Origin of the sequence: Chromobacterium amazonense (genome assembly GCF_001855565.1) — a bacterium.
Lineage (GTDB): Bacteria > Pseudomonadota > Gammaproteobacteria > Burkholderiales > Chromobacteriaceae > Chromobacterium > Chromobacterium amazonense.
This window is the reverse complement of sequence record NZ_MKCR01000033.1, coordinates 235,076-260,240: the sequence shown is the minus strand read 5'-3', so window position 1 is coordinate 260,240 and position 25,165 is coordinate 235,076. Positions and strand designations below refer to the sequence as shown.

Genomic DNA, 25,165 nt, shown 5'->3' with positions numbered 1-25,165 from the left:
GCAGGCGGCCGGCATGGCACGCTGCCGCTATTCGTCTTGATGGAAGAAAGCCCGCTCATGAAGTTTTGGCACACACTGCGGCGCGACGCCGCGCCGTCCTCGGCCCTGGCCGCCGCGCTGGCCTTGCTGGTCGGTTATTCCGGCCCGTTTTTGATCATCGTCCATGCCGCGCAATCGGCCGGCCTCAGCGCCGGCCAGCTCGGCTCCTGGGTGTGGGCGGTGTCCATCGGGTCCGGCGTTGCCGGCCTGTGGCTGAGCTGGCGCTGGAAAGCCCCGGTGATCACCGCCTGGAGCACGTCCGGCGCGGCGCTGCTGCTGACGGCCTTGCCCGGCGTGCCTTACCCGGAGGCGATCGGCGCCTTCCTGGCCGCGGCGGCCATCGTGACGCTGGTGGGCGCGAGCGGCCTGTTCGACCGGCTGATGGCGCTGTTTCCGCCGGCGCTGGCGGCGGCGCTGCTGGCCGGCATCCTGTTCCATTTTGTCGGCGAGGTGGTGACCGAGGCCGGGCGGCAGCTGGCGTTGGTGCTGCCGATGGCGGCGCTGTTTTTTGCCGGCCGCCGCTGGTTTCCGCGCTGGGCGCTGCTGGCGGCCATCGCGCTGGGCGTGGCGCTGTGCGCGGTCCAAGGACAGCTCCACGCGCCGCCGGCCGGCGCGCTCTCCGGCATCGCCGGCCCGGCCTTCACTCTGCCAGCCTGGTCGTGGTCCGCTTTCATCAATCTGGCCTTGCCGCTGGCCCTGCTGGCCTTGACCAGCCAGTTCCTGCCCGGCATGGCCGTGCTGCGCACCTTTGGCTATGGCGTTCCCGCTCGCTCCCCGGTCACCGTGCTCGGCGTCGCTTCGCTGCTGACGGCGCCGTTCGGCGGCCACGGCGTGACGCTGGCCGCCATCATCGCCGCCATCTGCACCGGACCGGAAGCGCATGCGGACCGCAGCCGCCGCTACGTGGCCGGACTGTTCTGCGGCCTGTTCTACATCGTCCTGGGCCTGGCCGGCGGCGCGCTGGCCGCCCTGGTGCTGTTGCTGCCCAAGGCGCTGGTGGTGACGGCGGCCGGGCTGGCGCTGTTCGGCACCCTGGCTTCGTCCTTGGGCGCGGCGCTGGCCGACGGCGAACACCGCGAAGCGGCGCTGCTGACCTTCGTGGTGGCGGCCTCCGGCGTCAGCATCGCCGGCCTGGGCGCGCCCTTGTGGGCCATGCTGGCCGGCGGCCTGCTGCGCCGGCTGCTGCAACCGGCCAAGCCTGCGCCTTCCAAGACGGAGGCCGCGGCCGCGCCTTGAGCCGGCGGCTGGCCGGCCGGGCCGGCGCGTGATAAGTTAGACGGCTAAATCTATCCGCAGCGGCATGCTTAGCCGCCCTGCGGCAAAAGGAGAAAAGCATGTTCGCCCCTTCCGTCTTCGCCGCGCGCCGCGCCCGCCTGCAACAGGCTGGCCTGTCCGGCCTGCTGCTGTTCGTCGGCAATGTCGACTCGCCGATGAACTACCACGACAACACCCTGCCCTTTGTGCAGGACTCCAGCTTCCGCTACTTCTTCGGCCTGAACGAGCCCGCCCTGGCCGGCGTCATCGACGCCGACAGCGGCGAAGCGACGCTGTTCGGCAATGATCCGGATGTGTCCGACATCGTCTGGACCGGCCCGCTGCCCAGCTTGTCCGAACGCGCCGCCAAGGCCGCCGTGGGCCGCAGCCGCCCGTACGCCGAGCTGGCGCAACTGCTGGCCGAGGCCCGCGCCGCCGGCCGCCCCGTGCGCTACCTGGCGCCGTACCGCGGCGAGACGCTGATCGAAATGGGTCGTCTGCTGGACGTGCATCCGGCCGTGGTGAAGGCAGGCTTCTGTCCGGCGCTGACCCGCGCCGTGGTGGCGCTGCGCGAGATCAAGGGCGAGGAAGAGATCGCCGAGATGGAAAGCGCGCTGGGCGTGACCCACGCCATGCATATCGCGGCGATGCAAAACGCCAAGCCGGGCGTGCTGGAATACCAGGTGGTGGGCATCATGGAAGGCATCATGCGCCGCCATGACTGGCATCTGGCCTATCCGTCCATCTTCTCCAAGCGCGGCGAAGTGCTGCACAACCATGGTCACGGCAATGTGCTGCAGCAAGGCGACCTGGTGCTGAACGACACCGGCTGCGCCAGCGGCGGCGGCTACGCCAGCGACATCACCCGCACCTTCCCGGTGGGCGGCAAGTTCTCCACCCGCCAGCGCGAGCTGTACGACATCGTGCTGGAGATGCAGGAAGCCGCCATCGCCGCCATCAAACCCGGCATCAAATACCAGGACATCCACAAGCTGTCCGCCGCCGTGATGGTGGAGCGCATGGCCGAGCTGGGCTTCTTCCGCGGCGACGCCGACGCCATCGTCGAATCCGGCGCTTATGCCATCGCCTTCCCGCACGGCCTAGGCCACCAGATCGGCATGGACGTGCATGATATGGAAGCGTTGGGCGAAGACCTGGTCGGTTACGGCGACGGCGCCGAGCGCAGCCCGCTGTTCGGCCTGGGCTACCTGCGCCTGGGCAAGCCGCTGAAGGCCGGCATGGTGGTGACGGTGGAGCCGGGCGTTTACTTCATTCCGGCGCTGATCGAAGCCTGGGAGAAGGAGGAACGCCACAGCGCCTTCATCAACTACGCCAAGTTCCGCGAATACGCCGATTTCGGCGGCATCCGCATCGAAGACAACGTGCTGGTGACGGCAGACGGCAGCCGCGTGCTGGGCGAGCCGATTCCGAAGACGGTGGAAGAGATCGAGGCGGTGATGGCGGTATAAACGCCTGCCGCAGCCATCCCGCAACCCGCGCCGCCAGGCGCGGGTTTTTTGTTGATCCGGCGCAGGCTTATCCACAACGCCAGCTGAATAGCCGATTGATCCACAGCCCGCGCGCCTGATCCGAATCAACCAGCCTGCGCGGCGACGACATCGCGGGTGTACACCGCCATCCATACGGGATATCTTGAAGACAGTACCGTTCCCTGCGGAAATCCCTCCCCATGCGCTATCTGGACTGGCTGCCGCCCGAGGCGACGCAAATCACCCTGGTGCTGTTCCTGGCCTTCCTGATTGGCTTGGAGCGGGAAGAGCGCAAGGCCGGCGGCGATAAATACGCCTTCGGCGGCGTGCGCACCTATCCGCTGATCGGGCTGATCGGCTATGTCATCGCCACGCTGGCGCACGACGAATGGATGCCGGTGGCGCTGGGCTTCGCGGTGGTGGCGGCGTTCCTGCTGATGTCGTACTGGCACAAGCTCAGCGGCTCCGGCTATTCCAGCGTCACCACCGAGATGACCGGTCTGGCCACCTATCTGATCGGCGTGCTGGTCTGCCGCGAGCTGTACTGGCTGGCCGCCACGCTGACTGTGGCCAGCCTGCTGCTGCTGGAATTCAAGACGCGGCTGGAAACCCTGGCCCAACGCATCGACCCGACGGACATCCTCATCCTCACCCAGTTTCTGCTGCTGGCCGCAGTGATTCTGCCCCTGCTGCCCAATCAGGCCATGAGCCGCTTCCAGATCAATCCGTTCAACACCTGGCTGGTGGTGGTGGCGGTCAGCGCCATTTCTTATGGCAGTTATTTGCTGCAGCGGCTGCGCCAGGGGCGCGGCGGCCTGTTGCTGGCGGCGCTGGCCGGCGGCGCCTATTCGTCCACCGTCACCACGGTGGTGCTGGCGCGGCGTTCCGCCGGCGCCGCCGCGCCGCGCGTGTACGCCGGAGCCATCGTGATGGCTTCCGGCATGATGTATCTGCGGCTGATGGCCTTCCTGGCGCTGTTCAATTTCGCGCTGCTCTTGCGGCTGTGGCCGCTGTTTTCGCTATTGGCGGCGCTGGCGCTGGTGGGCGGCTGGCTATGGTCCAGAAGCGGATCGGACGCCGCCGTCGCCGACGAAGCCTATCAACCGAAAAACCCGCTGGAAATCGGCGCGGCCCTGCTGTTTGCGGCCCTGTTCATCGCCATGCTGGTGGCGACGCGGCTGGCGGCGCAATACCTGGGAACGGCCGGCGTCTATACGCTGGCGGCGGTGATGGGCGTCAGCGACGTGGACCCGTTCATCATGGGCATCACCCAGTCCACGCCGCAGCTGACGCCGCTGCCGGCGGCGGCCGCGGCCATCTTGATCGCCGCCTCGGCAAATAACGTGGCCAAGGGATGTTACGCGCTGTCGCTGGGGTCGCGCGAAGCGGGGCGGCAGGCCCTGATGATGTTGCTGGCGCTGGCGGCGCTGGGGTTCGCGTCTGTTTTATGGGCGTGAAGTCCGCTTATCCACAACCATGCAACACGCTGAAACTTATCCACCATTGCCTTCATTGCGCCGCGCGGCCTTGCAGCGGCAGGCGCAAGGTCTGCGGCAAACCTACGCCCCACACCACGGCCAAGATAGGCAACAGGCCCCACCAGGGCAAACCCGGCTGCAGAGCCTGCAGCTGGAAACCGGCGTAATAGGCGGCCGGACCAGCCAGCGCGCCCAAGGCGGCCAACAGACGCGGCGACGGCCGCCAGGCCTGCAGCAGCCAGACCCACCAGCAGGCGAAGCTGAGCCAGAGCGTCATCATCCACAAGGGCAGGGTGCCGACGCCGACGAAACGCAGCAGTCCGCTGGCGGCCAAGGCGAAATCCAGCGCGCTGCCGGCAGCCGCCAACAGCAGGGCGGGCTTTCTCAGGCCGGACGGCAGCGCCTCCCAGGCCAGCAGGGCGCCGGCCAGGGTCAGCACGGCCAGATGGTCGCGGAACCACACCAACAGCAGCCACCAGCCGTTGAAGGCCAAGCCGGCTAGGAGCAGCCACCCCCATGACGGCGCGCCGCGTTCAGGCGTCATAGCCCAGATTCGGCGCGAGATCGCGCTCGGCCTGTTCGATGCTGACGCCGCGGCGTTCGGCGTAGCTTTGCACCTGGTCCTTCTCCACCTTGCCGACGCCGAAGTAGCGCGACGCCGGATGGCTGAAGTAGAAGCCGGACACGGCGGCGGTCGGCAGCATCGCGTAGCCCTCGGTCAGCGTCATGCCGATGGCCGGCGCGTCCAGCAGCTGGAACAGCTCGGTCTTCACCGTGTGGTCGGGGCAGGCCGGGTAGCCGGGCGCCGGGCGGATGCCGCGGTACTGCTCATCGATCAGGCCTTCGTTGTCGATCTGCTCGTCGGCGGCGTAGCCCCAGAACTCGCGCCGCACGCGGGCGTGCATCAGCTCGGCGAAGGCCTCGGCCAGGCGGTCGGCCAGGGCCTTGAGCAGAATGGCCGAGTAGTCGTCGTTGGCGTCTTCGAAGCGCTTCACATGCGGCTCGATGCCGATGCCGGCGGTGACGGCGAAGGCGCCGATGTAGTCGTCGACGCCGCTGTCCCTGGGCGCGATGTAATCTGCCAGCGCCCAGTTGGCCTTGCCGTCGGTTTTCGGCAGTTGCTGGCGCAGGCCCACCCAGGTCATCAGGCTGGCGCTGTTGTCCGCGTTGCGGATTTCGATGTCGTCGTGATTGACGCTATTGGCCGGAAACAGCCCGATCACCGCGTTGGCGGCGAGCCAGTTCTCGTCGACGATCCGCTTCAGCATCACTTGGGCGTCTTCATACAGCGCGCGCGCCGATTCGCCGACGATCTCGTCGTCGAGGATGCGCGGGAAGCGGCCGGCCAGCTCCCAGCTCTGGAAAAACGGCGTCCAGTCGATGTACTGGGCGATCTCGGAAAGCGGATAGTGCTCGAAACGGCGCACGCCCAGCCATTGCGGCTTGGGCGGCGTATAGCCGGCCCAGTCGATTTTCTCTTTGTTGGCGCGCGCCTGCTCCAAGGAAACCACCTTGCGGTTGGCCTTGTTGGCGTGGCCATCGCGAGCACGCTGCTGCTCGGCGGCGTTTTCCAGCACGAAGGCGTCCTTCAGGGTGTCGGACAACAGATTGGAGCAGACGCCCACCGCGCGGCTGGCGTCCGGCACATACACCACCGGATGCGGGTAGTGCGGCGCGATCTTGACCGCGGTGTGCACCTTGGACGTTGTCGCCCCGCCTATCAGTAAGGGAATGGTAAAGCCCTGGCGCTGCATCTCCTTGGCCACATGGCTCATCTCTTCCAAGCTGGGGGTGATCAGGCCGGACAGGCCGATGATGTCGGCCTGGTGCTCGAGGGCGGCGTCCAGAATCTTCTGGCACGGCACCATCACGCCCAGGTCTATCACCTTGTAGTTATTGCAGCGCAGCACCACGCCGACGATGTTCTTGCCGATATCGTGCACGTCGCCCTTGACCGTGGCCATGATGATCACGCCCTTGGCCGGCGCGTCGGACAAGCCCAGCGCGATCTTTTCCTCCTCGATGAACGGCTCCAGGTGGGCGACGGCGGCCTTCATCACGCGGGCCGACTTCACCACCTGCGGCAAAAACATCTTGCCGGCGCCGAACAGGTCGCCGACCACGTTCATGCCGTCCATCAGCGGGCCTTCGATCACGTGTATCGGCCGCGCGCACTTCAACCGCACCTCTTCGGTATCCTCGACGATGAAGGTGGTGATGCCCTTGACCAGCGCGTGCTCCAGCCGCTTTTCCACCGGCCAGGAACGCCAGGCCAGGTCTTCGCCCTTCTTCTCGCCGGCGGCCTCGCCCTTGAACTTCTCGGCCAGTCCAATCAAGTGTTCCGTCGCGTCGCCGCCGTCCTTGGGCTGGCGCATCAGCACCACGTCCTCGATGCGCGCGCGCAGCTCGGGATCGACCTCGTCGTACACCTCCAGCGCGCCGGCGTTGACGATGCCCATGGTCATGCCGCGCTGGATGGCGTGGTATAGGAACACCGCGTGGATGGCCTCGCGCACCTTGTTGTTGCCGCGGAAGCTGAAGCTGACGTTGGACACGCCGCCGGAGATCTTGGCGTGCGGCAGGTGCTGCTTGATCCAGCCGGTGGCCTCGATGAAGTCCAGGCCGTAGCGGGCGTGCTCCTCGATGCCGGTGGCTACGGCGAAGATATTGGGGTCGAAGATGATGTCTTCCGGCGGGAAGCCCACCTCGTCCACCAGGATGCGGTAGCTGTGGTCGCAGATCTCGATCTTGCGGGCGTAGGTGTCGGCCTGGCCCTTCTCGTCGAAGGCCATCACGATCACCGCCGCGCCGTAGCGGCGGATCAGCCGCGCCTGCTCGACGAACTTGTCGCGGCCTTCCTTCATGGAGATGGAATTGACGATGCCCTTGCCCTGGATGCATTTCAGGCCGGCCTCGATCACGCCCCACTTGGACGAGTCGATCATGATCGGCACCCGGGCGATGTCCGGCTCCGACGCGATCAGGTTGAGGAAGCGCACCATGGCGGCATGGGCGTCCAACATGCCCTCGTCCATATTGATGTCGATGATCTGCGCGCCGTTCTCCACCTGCTGCCGCGCCACGTCCAGCGCGGTGGCGTAGTCGCCGTTCAGAATCAGCTTGGCGAAGGCGCGGCTGCCGGTGACGTTGGTGCGCTCGCCGACGTTGACGAACAGGTCTTCGTCGCCGATGTTGAACGGCTCCAAGCCGGACAGCCGGCACTTGGGTTCGATCTGCGGCAAGGGCCGCGGCGCGAGGCCGTCCACCGCTTGGGCGATGGCCGCGATGTGTTCCGGCGTGGTGCCGCAACAGCCGCCGACGATATTGATCAGGCCCGATTCCGCCCATTCCCGCACATACTCGCCCATCTTCTCCGGCTCAAGGTCGTAGCCGCCGAAGGCGTTGGGCAGGCCGGCGTTGGCATGCACCGACACATAGGTGGCCGATACCCGCGACATTTCCTCAACGTAAGGCCGCAGCAGGTCCGGACCCAGCGCGCAGTTGAGGCCGAAGCTGGCGGCGTCGGCATGGGACAGCGAGTTGTAAAAGGCCTCGGTGGTCTGCCCGGTCAGCGTGCGGCCGGACTGGTCGGTGATGGTGCCGGAAATCATGATGGGCAGGCGGGCGATAGCCGGCCGCTCATCAAAATATTTGTGGATGGCGAACACCGCCGCCTTGGCGTTCAGCGTATCGAAGATGGTTTCCACCAAGAGCAGGTCCGCGCCGCCGGCCACCAGGCCGTCTATCGCCTCGGTATAGCTTGCCACCAGCTGGTCGAAGCTGACGTTGCGGTAGCCGGGGTCGTTGACGTCCGGGCTGATGGAACAGGTGCGGTTGGTGGGGCCGAGCACGCCGGCGCAGAATCGGGGCTTGGCTGGGTTGCGGGCGCTTGCCGCCACGCACAGCTCCTTGACCAGCCGGGCCGCTTCGCGGTTGATCTCCCACACCAGGCCCTCCATCTGGTAGTCGGCCATGGCGATGGAGGTGGCGTTGAAGGTATTGGTCTCGACGATGTCGGCGCCGGCGTCGAGGTAAGCCTGGTGGATGCCGCCGATCACATCGGGCCGGGTCAAGACCAGCAGGTCGTTATTGCCCTTGACGTCGCAGGGCCAGTCGGCGAAACGCTCGCCGCGGTAATCGGCCTCGGACAACTGGTGGCGCTGGATCATGGTGCCCATGCCCCCATCCAGGATCAGAATGCGTTGCGACAGGTGCTGAAAAACTGGATGAGGTAATGGTTTTGTCATATCAATTGCAGCGTGTTTGTCTAAAACGGTATCTAGGGGCTGTTGATGCTTGCTGCGTGGATCGCGTTTGCGCCGATTTTGGCCGGATGCAAGGCGCGCAGTCCGCCGCATAGTTATTCTATGCTAGGGCTGCGCAACGCCGCATCCGGCCAAAAGCGGCCAAACCCGCAGGGCCGGGCGCCTTTCGCGACGACTCTTCGTTGTTCCGCACTGGCATAGAATGCTATGCGACGTGCGAAACGCCTCGATCCGTCGCGAAATGCGCTCCGGCGCGATCGCTCAGCAAGCGTCAACAGCCCCTGGTGGCCACCGGGCCTGCTACGGTCATCATAACATCGGCTTTCACTGCTTCTGACAGCCCTCATTAGAATTAAGAGAACGCATCGATATGGCCAGCATGAATAAGAAATGGTGGTTTTCCTGCCTGCTGCTGATCGCGTCCGCCGTCTCGGCCGCGCCCTTGCGCATCGGCGTCGCCGATACCGACGCGCCGCCCATGGCGGTACTATCGTCCGATGGCGCCAAACTGACAGGCGGATTGTCGCTCGATATCGGCCAACTATTGGCCGAAGAGCTCAATATGCAGCCGCAATTCGTCATCCTGGCGCGCCGCCGGGTGGAGCCGGCGATAGAGGCCGGCAAGGTGGACATCATCTGCAACGCCAATCCGGACTGGTACGGCAATTCCGCCCGCTTGAACTGGAGCCGGGAAATCTACCCGCTGACCGAACGAGTGCTGTCGCTGAAAGGCGTGCCGACCATCCGCCAGTTCGACGATCTGGCCGGCAAGCGCATCGGCACCCAACACGGCTACCACTACCCGGAACTGGAATACCTGTGGGCCAGCAATCGCAGCACGCGCGAAACCGAGGTGCGTTTCGACTTGCTGTTCAAATCGCTGGAAAAGCAATTGAGCGATGTCGCCATCGTCACCGAATTCATCTATGCATGGTGGGCCCGCAGCCACGCCCAGGAAGCCGCCGCGTTCAGACTTCACCCGCTGGTGGTGTCCTCGCATCCGACGATGTGCGCGCTGTCGCCGCAATCGCCGCTGAAGCTGGACGCTTTGAACCGCGCGATCGAGCGGCTGCACAAGAACGGCAAGCTGAAGGCGATGCTGACGCGCTATCAGGCCCAGGAGTAACGCCGGCCATGAGCTGACGGGGACGCATGCTAAAATGGCGTTTTTGCAGCGAAAACGTCCCGACATGAGCGATCTGTTAGCCGGCCTGAATCCCGAACAACTGCGCGCCGTCACCTGGCCCGCCAAGAGCGCGCTGGTGCTGGCCGGCGCCGGCAGCGGCAAGACGCGGGTGCTGACCACCCGCATCGCCTGGCTGTTGTCCACCGGGCAGACCTCGCCGGCCGGCGTGCTGGCGGTCACCTTCACCAACAAGGCCGCGCGCGAGATGCAGACCCGGCTGTCGGCGCAGGTGCCGGTCAATGTCCGCAATATGTGGATAGGCACCTTCCACGGCCTGTGCAACCGCTTCCTGCGCATCCACTACCGCGACGCCGGCCTGCCGCAAACCTTCCAGATCCTGGACTCCGCCGACCAGCAGGCGGCGATCAAGCGCCTGTTGAAAAGCCTGGAGCTGTCGGACGAGAAATACCCGCCGCGCGCGGTGCAAAGCTATATCAACGGCAACAAGGAAGCCGGCCTGCACGCCGAGGCCCTGCCGCCGGCGCTGAACCCGTACGAGGCCAAGCTGGTGGAGCTGTACGCCGCCTACGACGCGCAATGCCGCCGCGAAGGCGTGGTGGATTTCGCCGAGCTGCTGCTCAGAAGCTACGAGCTGTTGTCGCGCAACGAAGCGCTGCGCTCGCACTACTGCAGCCGCTTTTCCCACATCCTGGTGGACGAGTTCCAGGACACCAACCGCCTGCAGTACGCTTGGCTGAAGCTGCTGGCCGGCGAGCACGGCGCGCTGTTCGCCGTCGGCGACGACGACCAGAGCATCTACGGCTTCCGCGGCGCCGAAGTGGGCAATATGCGCGCCCTGCTGTCCGACTTCCACGTCGCCGAGCCGGTGCGGCTGGAACAGAACTACCGCTCCATGGGCAATATCCTGAACGCCGCCAACGCGCTGATCGAACAGAACGACGGCCGCCTGGGCAAGAATCTGTGGACCGACGCCGGAGAAGGCGAAAAGATACGCTTCTACCAGGCCGGCAGCGACGGCGACGAGGCCGAATTCATCATCGACGAGGTGAAAAGCCTGCACCGCGAAGGCCTGGCCCTGTCCGACATGGCCGTGCTGTACCGCTCCAACGCCCAATCGCGTTTGCTGGAGCATGTGCTGGTCAATGCCCAGATCCCGTATCGCATCTACGGCGGCCTGCGCTTCTTCGAGCGCCAGGAGATCAAGCACGCGCTGGCCTATCTGCGGCTGATCGCCAACCCGGACGACGACAACGCGCTGCTCAGGGTGATCAACGTTCCGGCGCGCGGCATCGGCGCGCGCAGCGTGGAAAACCTGCAGGCCGCCGGCCGCGAGCAGGGCATCTCGCTGTGGCAGGCCGCCTGCGGCGCCGGCAGCGGCCGCACCGCCGCCAAGATCGGGGAATTCGTGCTGCTGATCGAACGGCTGCGCGAGCAGAGCCGCGACTTCAGCCTGGCCGAAACCATCAGCCTGGCCATAGACCGTAGCGGCCTGCGCGACATGTACGAGCAGGACAAAAAAGACGGCGAGGAGCGGCTGGCCAACCTGGACGAACTGGTCAACGCCGCCGCCAGCTTCCTGCCCGACCAGCCCGAGCAGGCGCTGACCGAGTTTCTGTCCGCCGCCAGCCTGGAGGCCGGCGAACACCAGGCCGAAGCCGGCAGCGACGCGCTGCAGCTGATGACGGTGCACGCCGCCAAGGGCCTGGAGTTCGAGGCTGTGTTCGTCAGCGGCCTGGAAGAGGGCCTTTTCCCGCACGAAAACAGCGTGATGGACGGCAAGGGCCTGCAGGAGGAGCGCCGGCTGATGTACGTGGCCATCACCCGCGCCCGCAAGCGGCTGTACTTCAGCAGCGCGCAGAGCCGCATGCTGCACGGCCAGAGCCGGTATCCTATCCCGTCGCGCTTCATCGACGAGATTCCGGGCGAACTGATCCATTCGCTGTCTGCTACAGTGAAAGCACCCGTTGCGCCGCAGCAACCCAGGCGCGCCGCCATGCCGCGCCGCCAGGCCGACAACGCCTACGGCCTGTCCATCGGCCAGGCGGTCAGCCATGCCAAGTTCGGAATCGGCGTGGTGATAGACGCCGAAGGCAACGGGGAGGATGTGCGCTTGCAGATCAACTTCGCCGAACATGGAGTAAAGTGGCTGGACTTGCGCTACGCCAAACTGACGCCAGCCTAAGCAACGCCTACCCTGAGCCATGCCGTGGCAAGGCTACGGCAGGGGCGGCGGATCGACGAACCGGGCCGAAGTGGAGCATGCCCGCCGCAAAAACAATCCGACTGAGCCATAACCATGCCAGACCCAGGTGCGATGAGCGACTCTCCCTCCAGCCCGGCCGTCGCGACGGAACCGGCGCAACGCGCGCGGCCCGCCGCGCAGCGCGGCTATGACAATCCCTACGCCAAACGGCTGTTTCTGATCATAGACAGCCTGCCGCAGATGCAGCGGGCGATGGCGATGACCTTGTCGTCCTTCGGCGCCAACAGCGTCGAATACGCCAGCAAACCCAGCGACGCGTTGGCCAAGATGGCGAAGTACGAGTTCGACGTGGTGCTGTGCGACTACGATCTGGGCAACGGCTACGACGGCCTGTATCTGTTCGAGGAAATCCGCGCGCGCAATCTGCTGAAACAATCCTGCGTCTTCATGATCGTCACCGGCGAACGCCGTTCGCAACGCGTGGTTTCCGCCGCCGAGCTGGTGCCGGACGACTACCTGCTCAAGCCTTTCACCGGCGAAGTGCTGCGGGCGCGGCTGGAGAGGGCGATGCGCAAACGCGAGGCGTTCCGGCTGGTCGACGAAAGCATTCTGCACCATGAATACCTGAGCGCCATCGACGCCTGCAACCGCAAGATAGAAGAGAATGGCGAATTCGCCTTCGACTTCATGCGCCTGAAAGGCTCGCTGGCCCTGAAGATTCAGGACTTCGACACCGCGCGCGACGCCTATATGCAGGTGCTGCGCATCAAGCCCACCACCTGGGCCAAGATGGGTCTGGCCAAGGCGCTGGTCGGCCTCAAGTCGCTGGATGAAGCCAGGCTGCTGTTCGAGGCCGTGCTGGCCGACAACAACCAGGTGATGGAAGCCTATGACTGGCTGGCCAAGCTGTACCGCGGCAACGGCGATCTGAAACGCGCGCAGCATGTCTTGCAACAGGCGGCCGAACTGTCGCCAGTGGTGTTCAGCCGCCAGCAACGGCTGGCGGAAGCGGCGGTGATGAACAACGATCTGGCCGCCGCCGAAGCCGCTTATCAGCAGGCGCTGGACATCGCCAAATACACCTGGCACCGCAGCCCCACCCATTACGCCACCTTGGCCCGCATCCAGCTGGCCCGCGGCGACACCGCCAACGCCAGCCGCACCCTGGGCAATCTGCGCCACGACTACCGCTACAACGAAGAGGCGGAATGGCTCGCCAGCGTGGTGGACAGCCGGCTGCAGGCCAAGAACGGCGAAGACGGCAAAGCGGGCGAACTGCTGGACACCGCCGACGAGCGCTTCCGCCAGCTCTTGCCCAAACTGGACCAGGACGCGCAGATGGAATACGCCCGCGCCTGCTACCAGCAAGGCCGGGAAAGGCGCGGCAATGAGGTGATGGAATACCTGATCCGCAATCATCACGACGAAGAGGATGCCCTGGCCCGTTTCGGCGAGATGTTCGAAGAAATCGGCATGGCCGCCGTTGGCCGCCAGTTGATCGCCAGCAACGTCAAATCGGTGTCCGAGCTGAACAACCAGGCGGTGCTGCTGGCGCAATCCGGCCAATACGAAGCGGCGATCGAACACTTCATCCAGGCCTTGGAAGAATTGCCGCAGAACGTGCAGATCATGCTGAACCTGATCAACTCCGTCATGGCGTACGTCAGCCAGAACGGTTGGCACGAAAGCCATATGCGCCGCGCCTACGAGCTGCTGGGCAGGGTGCGCGATCTGGCGCCGACCAACAACAAGTTCCAGAAGATCCTGCAGTCGTGGCGGTTGCTGGTCAGCAAGATGGACAAGCCGCAATGGGTGATTTGAGCCGCCTGCGCGTGCTGGTGGTGGACGACGAAACGCTGGCGCGCGAACGCCTGCGCCAGCTGCTCGGCGATCTGGGCGTGACCCAGGTGCACTGCCAGGCAGACAGCCAGACTGCCCTGGACTGGCTGGCGCGCCATCCGGTAGACGTGGTGCTGCTCGATATCGGCATGCCCGGCCGCGACGGCATGGCCCTGGCCCGCCATCTGCGGCAGCAAGCGCTGCCGCCGCAGTTGATCTTCAGCACCGCTCATGACCATTACGCAGTGGAGGCGTTTGAACTGAACGCCGCCGATTACCTGCTGAAGCCGGTGCGCCGCGAGCGGCTGGCCGAAGGTCTGCGCCGCGCCGAGGCGCGTTGCGGCAATCCGGACGCGCCGCCATGCTTCGTGGTGCGTCAGCGCGGCCGGCTGCTCAACGTGCCGTTCAGCGAGGTCCGCTATTTGAAAGCCGAGTTGAAATACGTCACCTTGGTCACCCGCAGCGCGGAATACCTGCTGGACGAAGCGCTGGTGGCGCTGGAGCAGCGCCTGGGCGACGCCGCGCTGCGCATCCACCGCAGCTGCCTGGTCATGCGGGACACGGTTCAGGAGCTGAGTCAAACCGCCGTCGATCAATGGCAAATCAAGCTGCGCGACATCGATCAGCCGCTGCCAGTCAGCCGCCGCCAAATCCCCGCGATCAAGTCCGCGCTGGCTTCTCGCCATGCTTTACGTACTATTACTTAATTCGCTGTTTCTCCGATTTATTGCTAAAAAATAGCCCCCCGTTCTTATAGAATCAGTCATTGCCGAATTTATGTCGATGGTTTTAACATGCAAGCAAGACTGGTTTATGTTGTATGCATAGCTCTTTGGCTGATGCTCAGCGCGCTGGCCGCGCTGTCCATCGCCAGCCGCTCGCTGTTGGGCGCGGAGCAGCAATTCAACAACCAGATGCAGCAGTTGACCGAGCAATTGAAACAGCGGCTGCTGACCAACGAGACCGTGCTCGACAGCTATGCCACCTTCAGCGCGCTGGACCATCACAGCGAAACTCGGCAAAAAAATCCATTTGTCCTGCAGCTGCTGCGGCGCTACCCGCAGATCTCCGCGCTGGCTCATATTGAGCGCATACCAGCCGTTCAACTGACTGATTTCACTCAGAAACTGCAACGAGAATATGGCAAAGGCTATCGCCTGCGCGGCTTCTCCAGCGACGAAACACCGTTAGCCGGACAAGATGAATACTTTCCGCTGATGTTTGCCGAACCGCAGTCACAAACCAATCTGCTGCTGGTCGGCCGCGACGCCTGGCAACAACCGCAATTGCGCGACGCCTTGCAAGAGAGCCTGAACAGCGGCCGCACCACTTTGTCGCGCCAATTGACTCTCCCGCAAGGCGAAACCGGCTACGCGCTGCTGCGGGACATCGACACTCAACAGTCCCCCAGGATGCTTGATCTGCAACCCAAGCATTTCGCCATGCTGTTCATCCGCGCCGATTCTCTGCTGCCCGCCGACTTGTCCCTGCCTGCCGGCATGGAACTCAGCATTCGCCACCGCGATGATCCGCCGCAACCGCCAGACGGCCGCGCGCTGCGGCTGGGCAGCGCCGGGGCAAGCCAGCTGGAGCAGCTGTTGTTCCCGCGACTGGAGGCCACCCAGCAACTGGGCGGCGGCAATCAGCCGCTGCGCCTCACCTTGCGCTGGCAGCAGGGTTGGGCGCAAATCGGCCTATTCGAATGGTCGGTCTGGCTGCTGTTGAGCCTCCTGCTCGCCTTGGGACTCGCTTTGGCCAGTTACAGCTTTGTCCGCAGCAGCAATTTGCGGCGCCAGCGGGAAAGCCAGCTGTTCCATCTGGCCAATCACGACCGGTTGACAGGCTTGGCCAACCGCAATTTGTTCTACGACCGGCTGCAGCACGCCATCAGCCGCGTCGACCGCAACGGCAAGCGGTTGGCGCTGCTGTTTCTGGACTTGGATCGTTTCAAGCCGGTCAATGACACCTTCGGCCATGTGGTTGGCGATCGGGTTTTACAGTTGATCGCGGCCCGCATCCAGGAAGTGGTGCGCGACGAGGATACCGTCGCCCGCATCGGCGGCGACGAGTTCGTGATTCTCATGGAAGACGTCGTATCCAATCGCGAGGCCGACAAGGTGACCGCTCGGCTGAAACAGTCTATCCAGCTTCCCTATCAGGTAGAGCAGCATCGCGTCCTGGTCGGCGTCAGCATCGGCACCGCTTACTACCCGGAAGACGGCCTGCTGATTGACGAATTGCTGGCGGTGGCCGACCGCAAGATGTATGGCAACAAACAATCCTTGAACCGCGAATCCGAAACCATAGATTGAGCGCCGCACAACAAGAAGCCGCCCGGCATACAGGGCTGCTTCTTGGCTTGGATGGGCGCGAACGCGTTTACGCCAGGGTCAGCTCGACTTCGATATTGCCGCGCGTGGCGTTGGAATAGGGGCAGATGCCATGCGCCGCTTCGATCAGCTTCTCCCCAACCTCGCGCTCGATGCCGGGCAGCGACACCGACAGCTTGGCGGCAATGCCGAAGCCATGGGCGATGGGGCCGATCGATACCTTGCCGGTCACCGACACCTCCGCCGGCAGGCGCACGCCCGCCTGTTGCGCCGCTACCTTCAGCGCGCCGATGAAGCAGGCGGAATAACCGGCCGCGAACAATTGCTCGGGATTAGTGCCGTCGCCGCCAGCCCCGCCCAGCTCGCGCGGCGTGCTCAGCTTCACTTGCAGCGCGCCGTCGCTCGATTCGGCCCGGCCATCGCGGCCGCCCGTGGCGGTGGCTTCAGCGGTGTACAGCACTTTTTGCAGAAGATTCATGTGACTGCTCCTATGCTATCGCCGTTACGGCGAAAATGTTCACTATTAAATAGTGTACTATTTAATTATCAAAACCCTGACGGGTTCACTGCAGCAACTGATCGCGCAAACCGCATAAGGCCTGCCGTAAATGCGCGATCTCATCCAATTGCAGTCCGCTGCGGCATGCCAGTTGCAGCGGAATCCGCTCAGCCTGCGATCGCAGCGCTTTGCCGGCTTCGCTCAAACGGACCATCACCACGCGCTCATCGCTGGCCAACCGTTGCCGCTCCAGCCAGCCAGCCGCTTCCATCCGCTTCAACAACGGCGTCAGGGTCGCGGAATCCAGATACAGCTTGTCGCCGATGTCCGACACCGAACGCTGATCCTGTTCCCACAACACCAGCAACACCAGATATTGCGGATACGTGATGCCCAGCGGTTTCAGGCTGTCGCGGTACACTTTGTTCATCGCCAGCGAGGCGGAATACAGCGCAAAACACAGCTGCTGATCCAAACGCAGCAACTCGTCCGCCGAGGGACAGCAATCTTTGGTTTCCATGGCCGCATATTAAATAGTACACAATTTAATTGCAAGCTATTTTATTAATGGGGCGCGCTTCAGGCCGCCACCCGCACCGGCCCGCGGCCCAGATCGGCCAGCGAACGGCAGGCCTGATGCCAATCTGCCAATGAGTTGACGCCCTGCAACACGATGCGCGCCAGCGCATCATTGCATACGCTAGGACCAAACTGCATCAGCATCTCGTGCAAGGCGAAACGCAAGGTATGGCTGTCGCGCAGCAAGGCGTTCACCTCCTCGTGCACTTCGGCGAACACGCGCATGCCGCCTTGGGCATCCAGCTGCACCTGATGCAGCGGACAAAAACCGGAACGTATCAGCGCCTTGTCGGCATCGATGTCATCGGCGAACAGCAGGGCGCTGTGCTGCAGATAGCCGCAAGCGATGATCAGGCTTTCCAGCGAATGCGGCATGGCGGCCGGGCCGCCGGTAGGCAGATGATTCATGATGTTATCTCCTCGTGCTTGTATATTTGGCGCATATTTCAGCATCTTGCGGCATGCTATGACAATGGCTGGAAACCATTGGAAAGATGTTTTTACTCGATATTCACAACAACGGCCATCGGGTTTACCTGGCACTGACAATCGTTGGCATGGCGCGTACCATGAGCCCATCGTTACCGCGGATCCCGTCATGCACATCGTCTATCTTCATGGCTTCAACTCCAGCCCCAAATCGCTGAAAGCCGGCGAAACCGCCGTCTGGCTGAACCTGCATGCGCAGGATATTGAGCTGCACTGCCCGAAACTGTCTCCGCATCCGGCCGAAGCCATCCGCCAGGCGGAAACGCTGTTGCTGTCGCTGCCGGCCGATACTTTGCTGATAGGCAGTTCGCTGGGCGGCTTCTATGCCACCTACTTGGCCGAACGCCACGGCCGCCCGGCGGCGCTGATCAATCCCGCCATCCGGCCCGACCGCGACTTGGCGCGCTTCGCCGGCGAACAGACCAATCCGTATACCGGCGAAGTCTACACTCTGGGCGACGCCGATCTGGCGGCGCTGCAGGCGCAAAAAACAGATAAACCGACGGCGGGACGCTACTGGCTGCTGCTGGGCAGCCGCGACGAAGTGCTGGATTGGCGCGAGGCCGCGCGACATTACAACGGCAACCGACAAACCGTATTCAACGGCGACGACCACCGCTTGAACAACTGGCCCAAGGTATTGCCGGACGTGGTGGCTTGGGGCCAAAGACAATTGTCCAAACCTTCTTAACGCCCCGTTCAGCGCGCCGAGCTTGTTCGCCGCCCTGAGCGGCTGCACACTGATCCGATATTTTGCGCGAGGAGTTGCCCATGAGTCAGAAGATCGTTTTCGCCGCCGTCGGCGGCCCGGAAGTGCTGAAGCTGGAAAATGTGGAGATCGGCCGCCCGGGGCCGGGAGAGGTGCATCTGCGCCATAGCGCCATCGGGGTCAATTTCATCGATACCTACCAACGCAGCGGCCTGTATCCGCTGCCCTTGCCCAGCGGCCTGGGCAGCGAAGCGGCCGGCGTGGTGCTTGCCGTGGGCGAAGGCGTGGACTGGCTGAGAGCAGGCGATCGCGTCGCCTATGCCGGCGGGCCCTTGGGCGCGTATTCGAGCGAGCGGCTGATCGCCGCGGAGCATCTGCTCAAGCTGCCGGCTGGCATCGCCGACGAAACGGCCGCTTGCGCAATGCTGCAGGGCATGACTGTTGAATACCTGGTGCAACGCACCTTCCCGGTGCAGCCGGGCCAGACCGTGCTGTGGCACGCCGCCGCCGGCGGCGTCGGCCAGATCGCGTTGCAGTGGCTGTCGGCGATGGGCGTGCAGGTGATCGCCACCGTCGGCTCGGCGGCCAAGGGCGAGATCGCGCGCCGGCTGGGCGCTGCCCATGTCATCAATTACAGCGAAGAAGACGTCGCGGCGCGAGTGCGCGAGATCACCGGCGGCAAAGGCGTGCCGGTGGTGTTCGATTCGGTGGGCAAGAGCACCTTCGAAGCCTCGCTGGACAGCCTGAGTCCGCGCGGCATGATGGTGACCTTCGGCAATGCCTCCGGCCCCGTTCCGGCGGTATCGCCGCTGGAGCTGACCAAGCGCGGCTCCTTGTTCCTGACCCGGCCCAAGCTAGGCGATTACATCGCCAGCCGCGCCGAGCTGGAAGCGTCGTCCGCCGCGCTGTTCCGCCGCCTGGAAGACGGCACGATCAAGCTGGCGCCGTCCCATCGCTATCCGCTGGCCGAGGCGGCCCAGGCGCACCGCGACCTGGAAGCGCGCAAGACCACTGGTTCGGTGATCCTGCTGCCATAAGCGCTGCGCCGCCTGCACTGTCTGGGCCGGCGCGCCTTGGTTCAGAGCCGAGCGGGCGGCGACCTAACCCGCCTCAATCGCCCAAGGGCAGAGGCGGCGCGCACTCGCGGGCATCGCGCCGCCTGCCGCCGTCGCATCCTTCGTCGGCGGTGGCGCAGCCCGGCTGGCCGCGGCTGCAGCCAGCCGCCGGCAGCCTTTCGTCCACGCATTTCCGACGCGCGGCGCCGAGGGCGCCTTCGCAGGAAGTCTGAGCCGCCACCAGCGCCTCGCAACGCTTGGCATCCCGCTGGCGTTGGCAATTCAGGGGCGGGGTGTAGTAGGCCAGACAGGTCCGCCGGCGCGATTCGCCCAGATCCTGGCAGCTGCGCAGTCCTTGGCGGTGCAGCTGGCAACGCTGCGGCGCCACGGCGCGGCTGCAGTCATCATCGATGGCGGGCACCGCCGCATAGCCGTACTGGCAGAGCAGCAGCAAGCCCAAACCGGCCCGCAGATAGCCCTGCCATCTGGATGTCCCCTGCTGCTTCATCGCGGCGTCCCTTCCCGGTCGGACGACAATTCGGAACCCTGCGGCATTCAAGTGCCGCACTCTTATTCGGACTGGCTGTGCTCCAGTGCCTGTCTGTGCTTATCCTGCCAAAAATTGGGCTTGCTGGGTATAGTTTGTGGATGGCCGTCGGGAGGCGGCGGCATCATACGGTTTGGATGGCGCGCGGGATCGAAGCCGATATCGCCGTTGCGCGCGGCCTCGCGCAGCTGCAACTCCTGCAGCCGGCGGCTGTCTGGACAACTGCGCTTGGCTTCGCAGGTTTTGCGCGACATCTGATTCCAGGTTCCCCTGTCGCGCTGCGGCGGCGATTCTTTCTGCGGACGCGACCATGCCGCCTGTTGCAGCAACAGGCTTGCGCTCAGCAGAGTGATCAGATATCGCTTCATAATCGCCATTTTACCTTGTCCACGGCGGGGGGGAACCCTTCATGCTCAAGTCATTCCCCGATCAAGACCGGCCCGGAAGGCCACGGACCGTTTGTAACCATCACGCGGCAACTAAAGGTATTGCGCCGCAGGTTTTCGACAGTTGCTTCAGCTTAAACGCAAGCATTTGCCCATACGTCAGTTCTGGCGGCACAATTGTTAAGGACTGTAGCGCGGGGCATCAGCTTAACATCTGTAAAAACAAGGCCCGACAGCTGAGGCGCGCGAGCGCTTAAGCTGCCAACCAGAACACCCAAGGAACAGCATATGGAACACAATAAAATCCTGGTCGTCGACGACGACGCCAAGCTGCGCGAACTGTTGACCCGTTACCTGACCCAGCAGGGCTACAGCGTGGAAACGCTGCCGGACTCGAAAGACCTCGACCGCAAGCTGGCGCGCAACCGTCCCGACCTGATCGTGCTGGACGTGATGATGCCGGGCGAAGACGGCCTGGCCGTGGTGCGCCGCCTGCGCGCGCAGGGCGAGACGCTGCCGGTGATCATGCTGACCGCGCGCGGCGAGGACATCGACCGCATCCTGGGCCTGGAAATGGGCGCCGACGACTACCTGCCCAAGCCCTTCAATCCACGCGAACTGACCGCGCGCATCCAGTCCGTGCTGCGCCGCCACCATACCACGCCGGCGCTGGCTGCCCAGCACAGCGCAGATGACGCCGTCGAATTCGGCGATTTCACGCTGAACCTGGGCCAACGCGAACTGCGCCGTTGCGGCCAGCCGGTGGCGCTGACCAGCGCCGAATTCGCCGTGCTGTCGGTCCTGGTCAACCATCCGCGCCGCCCGCTGACTCGCGAACAGCTGATGGAGCTGGCGCTGGGCAAAGGCAATGGCGAATCGCTGGACCGCAGCATAGACGTGCATATCTCGCGGCTGCGCAAGGCTCTGGAAAACGGCGACAGCCCGCTGCGCTATATCCAAACCGTCTGGGGCTACGGCTATGTGTTCGTGCCAGACGGCTCCCCCAGGGAGTAAGACTTGATACGCAAGCTGTTCGGCTCCTTGTTCTTCCGGCTGGCGCTGCTGGTGATGACGGTGGTGATCGCCACCCAGTTGTTCACCATCTCGCTGGCCAACCGGGAACGCCACAAGCTGCTGGAGCGCCAGCTGTACATCCAGGTGCTGGATACGCTGTCCTTCCTGGAAAACTCCATGACCGGCATGGACAACGAGGAGAAGCAGAACTTTCTGGACAGCTACAACCGTCCCGGCCTGCCCAGCCTGCTGCCGTTCAACGCCGATCAGGGACAACAGTTTGCCGACGAGCTGCCGCCCATCGGCGCCATGCTGACGCAGCGGCTGTCTCATGACCTCAATGAGCCTATCCAGGCGCATTTCGCGCTGCGCGACGACCATAGCGAGCTGTGGGTGCATGTGCATGTGCTAGGCCAGCCGTACTGGCTGGTGATGCCGTTCGGCCGCTATCGCGACCGGATGATCACCACCATGCTACAGGCCTCGCTGCTGGCCGGGCTGTTCGCCACCATCCTGGCCTCCTTGTTTGCCTGGCGCATCACCCGGCCGATCAGCCGCGTGGTGCAGGCCAGCCGGGAGCTGGCCAGCGGCGAAATGCCCAAGCAGATTCCCGAAACCGGCCCGCGCGAAGTGCAGCTGCTGGCCCACAACTTCAACAGCATGGCCCAGGCGCTGGACAATGCGGCGCGCGAACGGCGGCTGATGCTGGCCGGGCTGTCGCACGATCTGCGCACGCCGCTGACCCGCCTCAAGCTGACGCTGGAAATGCAGGAAGCCAGCGTAGACCAGCACGACATGCTGTCCGACATCGACGAGCTATCGCGCATCGTGCGCCAGTTCATCGATTTTGCCCGCGCCGAGGAAAGCAATCAGATGGTGCCGGTCGCCCTGGCCGACCTCGCCTCCAGCGTGGTGGCGCGTTTCCGCCGCGAAGGCATGGACGCGCGGCTGGACATCCGCGGCGAACCGGAACTGCAGGCCGACGCGCTGGCGCTGGAGCGCCTGCTGAGCAATCTGCTGGAAAACGCCCGCCGTTACGGACAGCCGCCCGTAGTCGTGCGGCTGGAGCGCGGCGAGAATGAAGCGCGGCTGGCCGTAATAGACCACGGCAAAGGGATACCGGAGGCGCTGCGCGAAACCGCGCTGGCCCCGTTCGAACGCTTGGCCGAACATCGCGGCACCGATGGCGGCAGCGGCCTCGGCCTCGCCATCGTCTCGCGGGTGGTCAAACAGCACGACGGCACCTTGAACCTGACTGAAGAAGACGGCGCCTTCAAGGTCGACATCCGCCTGCCCATGGCCTGAGCCGAACCTGCCAGGCAAACATGCGCCTCATGCCACCGATGCTGTGAGCGTCTCGCGGCTCAGCCGCGCGTTTTCCCAGGCGATCAGATCGAGCTTGCGCTCCTCCCCCCAGCGGTATTGGCCCAGCGCCCCCTCAGACCGGATCACCCGATGGCAGGGAATCAGCCAGGCCACCGGATTGGCGCCGACCGCGCTGCCGACTGCGCGCGCCGCGCTAGGCTGCCCCATGCGCGCCGCCAGCTGGCCATAGCTGATCAGGCCGCCATATGGCACGGACAGCAGCGCCCGCCATACCTGGATCTGGAAATTGCTACCTTGCACCCGCAGCGCCAGCGGCGCGCCGCTGCGCTCGGACAAGGGAGAAAACAGCCGTTCGCACAGCGCCTGCCCCTGGCCAGGCCGCCAATGCAAAGCGGCGTGCGGCCACTGATCCTGCAACCAGGCTTCGCCGGCGGCTTCGTCGGCGACGAACTGCAAGGCGCAGATGCCGCGATCAGTCCGCGCCAGCAGCGCCGGGCCAAAACGGCTGGCTTCCACGCTCCATATAATGTCCAGCCCGGCGCCGCCGCGCTGGAATTCGCCAGGCGTCATGGCCTCCAAGGTGACGAACAGATCGTGCAGCCGGCTGCCGCCGGACAGGCCCAGTTCATGCGACAGCGGCAGCACCGGCGCGCCCGCCGCCAAACGAACCTTGGCGGCTTCGCAGGTCAGCTGCTGGATGAAGCGCTTGGGACTGACCCCGGCCCACTGCGTGAACAAGCGCTGCAGGCGCGATTCGGACAGATGCAGCGCCGCGGCCACATCGGCCAGCCGCGGCTGCTCGCCGGCATGGGCAATCAGGTAGCGGATCGCGTCGCGGATGCGGACGTAATCGCGTCCTCCCTCCGCGGCGTTTTCCCCTGCATATTCGAGCGGGCCATTCATGTCTAGCTCCCGATGCTATGTCATGAAGCCAGTCTAAAGGGGCATTGCGCGAGCCGCGACCCGATTCTTGCCGACTTGCGCAGGTGTCAGCCGGTATACAGCAAGGAGTACTGGATTTCCGACAAGGCTTGCGGCACGCGAATGAAGGACAAAGGCATGCCCAGAAGACGCGCCATGTGGGAGGTGGAGAACAAGCCGCACACTTCGTAATGGCCGTTGCCCGGATTGATTTCCAGCACCAGCGCGTGCTGGCGGCCCAGCTGCTTCATGGTGGCGATCAGTTGGCCGACATTCGCCGCCGCCACGTCTTCCAGCCGCAAGGCGTCCAGCTTGTCGCGCGGCGTCATCACATCGGACACCTGCAGATCTGCATGATGCTTGCCATGCTCCTTCATGCACTGGATGGGCCGCTCGCCCAAGAGATCGACCGCGGTGACGATGCCGAGCAGGCTGCCGTCGTCGTCATGAACGAACAACAGGCGGATGCCGTGGCTGATCATGCGCTGATGGGCCTCGCGCAGGTCCGCGCCGCCGCGGATGCCGACTGGATTCACCAGCCTCAGATCGGTCATGACGCTCAACGCCGGGCTTTGCATATTGATGGGCGGATGCGGACGCTGCTCCAGTTGCACCAAATCCGTGGCGCGTGGCAGAGTCAGCGTGGGCAGGGGCTGATATTCGTTGGCCATGGCTGCTCCTTGTCAGGACAATGAGTAAGGAAAACGGCGCCAACCCGCCCGTTGCGGCCAGCGCAATTTTCAAGGTAGCGGAAAAGCCGACGAACTTCAGTATTCAGACAGTAAACTTTACGTTTATCTTTAGGGTCTTTAATGTATTTATTCTAATTGATGCGAAAATCTATGAAGCATAATCGCCCAATGCGGGGTTCCGCCGCACGTTTTCTCCCCTTTGCCTGCGGGTTGTTGCTGTGCGCGAGCGCCGCGCGAGCCGATGGCTGGGATTATCCGGGTTGGCGCGACGACGCCGCCACCCGCGTCAAGGCGCTGGCCCTGCTGCAATCGGTCAACGCCACGCTGTTGAGCCAGCCCAGCGCCACCCGCACGCTGCAACAATGGTGCGAGGCGCACCAACTGGCGGCCGAGCCTCGCATCCGCGCGTTGCGCGACACCGCCACCCGCAAGCCGGCCGACGCCGAGGTGCGCAGCCAGCTGAAAGTGGGGGCCGACGAGGCGATAGGCTATCGCCGCGTGCAACTGGCCTGCGGCGACCATGTGCTGTCCGAAGCCGACAACTGGTATGTGCCGTCGCGGCTGACGCCGGAGATGAACCATCTGTTGGATACCACCGACACCCCGTTCGGCACCGCAGTGCGCGCGCTGAACTTCACCCGACGCACCGAAAGCGCGCGCCTGTTGTGGTCCCCCTTGCCGCAGGGCTGGGAAACGCGTCCGCTGCCGGCGGCCATGAGCCAGTCCGGCCTGGATATCCCGGAGCGGGTGCTGCAGCACCGCGCGGTGCTGTACAAGGACGGCGGCACGCCGTTCAGCCTGGTGGTGGAAACTTACCGCCGCGACCTGTTCGCCTTTCCGCTGAATCCGCCGGCCGCCCGCAACTAAGCTTCGCGCTCAGCCCCAAAAGACCAGGCCGCCTTG

The 25,165-nt window shown here is 64.5% G+C and carries 22 protein-coding genes; 13 read left to right on the top strand and 9 right to left on the bottom strand.

The window, feature by feature from the left end; all coding sequences use genetic code 11:
- Positions 1 to 57: 57 nt before the first annotated feature.
- The 3 genes from BI343_RS18095 (at position 58) to BI343_RS18085 (ending at position 4,240) form a co-directional block, all read left to right on the top strand.
- Positions 58 to 1,275, top strand: a complete 1,218-nt coding sequence (locus tag BI343_RS18095) for a benzoate/H(+) symporter BenE family transporter (RefSeq protein ID WP_071110810.1) — start codon at positions 58 to 60, stop codon at positions 1,273 to 1,275.
- 98 nt (positions 1,276 to 1,373) lie between these two features.
- Complete coding sequence (locus BI343_RS18090) at positions 1,374 to 2,762, top strand: aminopeptidase P family protein (RefSeq protein WP_071110761.1); 1,389 nt, start codon at positions 1,374 to 1,376, stop codon at positions 2,760 to 2,762.
- Positions 2,763 to 2,983: 221 nt separating this feature from the next.
- Positions 2,984 to 4,240, top strand: a complete 1,257-nt coding sequence (locus tag BI343_RS18085; RefSeq protein WP_071110760.1) for an MgtC/SapB family protein — start codon at positions 2,984 to 2,986, stop codon at positions 4,238 to 4,240.
- A 52-nt stretch (positions 4,241 to 4,292) separates the two neighbouring features.
- Here the strand turns inward: BI343_RS18085 and BI343_RS18080 are convergent, their stop codons facing one another.
- Complete coding sequence (locus BI343_RS18080; RefSeq protein WP_071110759.1) at positions 4,293 to 4,805, bottom strand: DUF2878 family protein; 513 nt, start codon at positions 4,803 to 4,805, stop codon at positions 4,293 to 4,295.
- Entirely contained in the window at positions 4,795 to 8,508 is a 3,714-nt protein-coding gene (gene metH / locus BI343_RS18075; protein ID WP_071110758.1) for a methionine synthase, read from the bottom strand. Before metH ends, BI343_RS18080 begins: the two co-directional genes overlap by 11 nt.
- Positions 8,509 to 8,896: 388 nt before the next feature.
- On the opposite strand from metH, the gene BI343_RS18070 reads away from it, so the two are divergent.
- The 5 genes from BI343_RS18070 to BI343_RS18050 all read left to right on the top strand — a co-directional run bounded on the left by BI343_RS18070 (position 8,897) and on the right by BI343_RS18050 (position 16,027).
- Positions 8,897 to 9,652: a substrate-binding periplasmic protein gene (locus BI343_RS18070; RefSeq protein WP_043624820.1), complete on the top strand. Its 756-nt coding sequence runs from the start codon at positions 8,897 to 8,899 to the stop codon at positions 9,650 to 9,652.
- A 64-nt stretch (positions 9,653 to 9,716) separates the two neighbouring features.
- Positions 9,717 to 11,855: a UvrD-helicase domain-containing protein gene (locus BI343_RS18065; protein WP_071110757.1), complete on the top strand. Its 2,139-nt coding sequence runs from the start codon at positions 9,717 to 9,719 to the stop codon at positions 11,853 to 11,855.
- A gap of 132 nt (positions 11,856 to 11,987) precedes the next feature.
- Positions 11,988 to 13,697 carry a response regulator gene (locus BI343_RS18060; protein WP_071110756.1) on the top strand — a complete coding sequence of 570 codons (1,710 nt, stop codon included), beginning with the start codon at positions 11,988 to 11,990 and terminating at the stop codon, positions 13,695 to 13,697.
- Positions 13,685 to 14,422, top strand: coding sequence for a LytR/AlgR family response regulator transcription factor (locus BI343_RS18055; protein WP_071110755.1), 738 nt, complete (start codon positions 13,685 to 13,687; stop codon positions 14,420 to 14,422). The genes BI343_RS18060 and BI343_RS18055 overlap by 13 nt, the downstream gene beginning before the upstream one ends.
- A gap of 132 nt (positions 14,423 to 14,554) precedes the next feature.
- Positions 14,555 to 16,027 carry a sensor domain-containing diguanylate cyclase gene (locus tag BI343_RS18050; RefSeq protein ID WP_169829044.1) on the top strand — a complete coding sequence of 491 codons (1,473 nt, stop codon included), beginning with the start codon at positions 14,555 to 14,557 and terminating at the stop codon, positions 16,025 to 16,027.
- A 67-nt stretch (positions 16,028 to 16,094) separates the two neighbouring features.
- On the opposite strand, the gene BI343_RS18045 is transcribed toward BI343_RS18050, so the two are convergent.
- The 3 genes from BI343_RS18045 to BI343_RS18035 all read right to left on the bottom strand — a co-directional run bounded on the left by BI343_RS18045 (position 16,095) and on the right by BI343_RS18035 (position 17,531).
- Positions 16,095 to 16,523: an organic hydroperoxide resistance protein gene (locus tag BI343_RS18045; protein ID WP_071110753.1), complete on the bottom strand. Its 429-nt coding sequence runs from the start codon at positions 16,521 to 16,523 to the stop codon at positions 16,095 to 16,097.
- An 85-nt stretch (positions 16,524 to 16,608) separates the two neighbouring features.
- Entirely contained in the window at positions 16,609 to 17,064 is a 456-nt protein-coding gene (locus BI343_RS18040; protein ID WP_043624803.1) for a MarR family winged helix-turn-helix transcriptional regulator, read from the bottom strand.
- 59 nt (positions 17,065 to 17,123) lie between these two features.
- Positions 17,124 to 17,531 (bottom strand): hypothetical protein, encoded by a 408-nt coding sequence (locus BI343_RS18035; protein WP_071110752.1) that lies wholly within the window; start codon positions 17,529 to 17,531, stop codon positions 17,124 to 17,126.
- A 190-nt stretch (positions 17,532 to 17,721) separates the two neighbouring features.
- On the opposite strand from BI343_RS18035, the gene BI343_RS18030 reads away from it, so the two are divergent.
- Entirely contained in the window at positions 17,722 to 18,303 is a 582-nt protein-coding gene (locus BI343_RS18030; RefSeq protein WP_071110751.1) for a YqiA/YcfP family alpha/beta fold hydrolase, read from the top strand.
- Between the two features lie 80 nt (positions 18,304 to 18,383).
- Positions 18,384 to 19,358: a quinone oxidoreductase family protein gene (locus BI343_RS18025; protein WP_071110750.1), complete on the top strand. Its 975-nt coding sequence runs from the start codon at positions 18,384 to 18,386 to the stop codon at positions 19,356 to 19,358.
- Positions 19,359 to 19,431: 73 nt separating this feature from the next.
- Here the strand turns inward: BI343_RS18025 and BI343_RS18020 are convergent, their stop codons facing one another.
- Entirely contained in the window at positions 19,432 to 19,884 is a 453-nt protein-coding gene (locus BI343_RS18020; RefSeq protein ID WP_071110749.1) for a hypothetical protein, read from the bottom strand.
- A 62-nt stretch (positions 19,885 to 19,946) separates the two neighbouring features.
- Positions 19,947 to 20,300, bottom strand: a complete 354-nt coding sequence (locus tag BI343_RS18015; protein ID WP_139165783.1) for a hypothetical protein — start codon at positions 20,298 to 20,300, stop codon at positions 19,947 to 19,949.
- 297 nt (positions 20,301 to 20,597) lie between these two features.
- Here BI343_RS18015 and ompR point away from each other — a divergent pair, with 297 nt between their 5' ends.
- Together ompR and BI343_RS18005 are read left to right on the top strand one after the other, a co-directional pair.
- The gene (ompR, locus tag BI343_RS18010) at positions 20,598 to 21,323 is read left to right on the top strand and encodes an osmolarity response regulator transcription factor OmpR (protein ID WP_043624791.1); all 726 of its coding nucleotides are present in this window, start codon (positions 20,598 to 20,600) and stop codon (positions 21,321 to 21,323) included.
- 3 nt (positions 21,324 to 21,326) lie between these two features.
- A complete protein-coding gene (locus tag BI343_RS18005) occupies positions 21,327 to 22,628 on the top strand; it encodes an ATP-binding protein (RefSeq protein WP_223253332.1) in 1,302 nt (433 codons plus the stop codon).
- Positions 22,629 to 22,655: 27 nt separating this feature from the next.
- Here the strand turns inward: BI343_RS18005 and BI343_RS18000 are convergent, their stop codons facing one another.
- Both BI343_RS18000 and BI343_RS17995 read right to left on the bottom strand, forming a co-directional pair.
- On the bottom strand, positions 22,656 to 23,552 hold the full coding sequence (locus tag BI343_RS18000) for a methylated-DNA--[protein]-cysteine S-methyltransferase (protein ID WP_071110748.1): 897 nt from the start codon (positions 23,550 to 23,552) through the stop codon (positions 22,656 to 22,658).
- An 86-nt stretch (positions 23,553 to 23,638) separates the two neighbouring features.
- Positions 23,639 to 24,241 (bottom strand): CBS domain-containing protein, encoded by a 603-nt coding sequence (locus tag BI343_RS17995; RefSeq protein WP_043624787.1) that lies wholly within the window; start codon positions 24,239 to 24,241, stop codon positions 23,639 to 23,641.
- Positions 24,242 to 24,430: 189 nt separating this feature from the next.
- Between BI343_RS17995 and BI343_RS17990 the strand changes: the two genes are divergently transcribed.
- On the top strand, positions 24,431 to 25,129 hold the full coding sequence (locus tag BI343_RS17990) for a hypothetical protein (protein WP_223253333.1): 699 nt from the start codon (positions 24,431 to 24,433) through the stop codon (positions 25,127 to 25,129).
- Positions 25,130 to 25,165 lie beyond the last annotated feature (36 nt).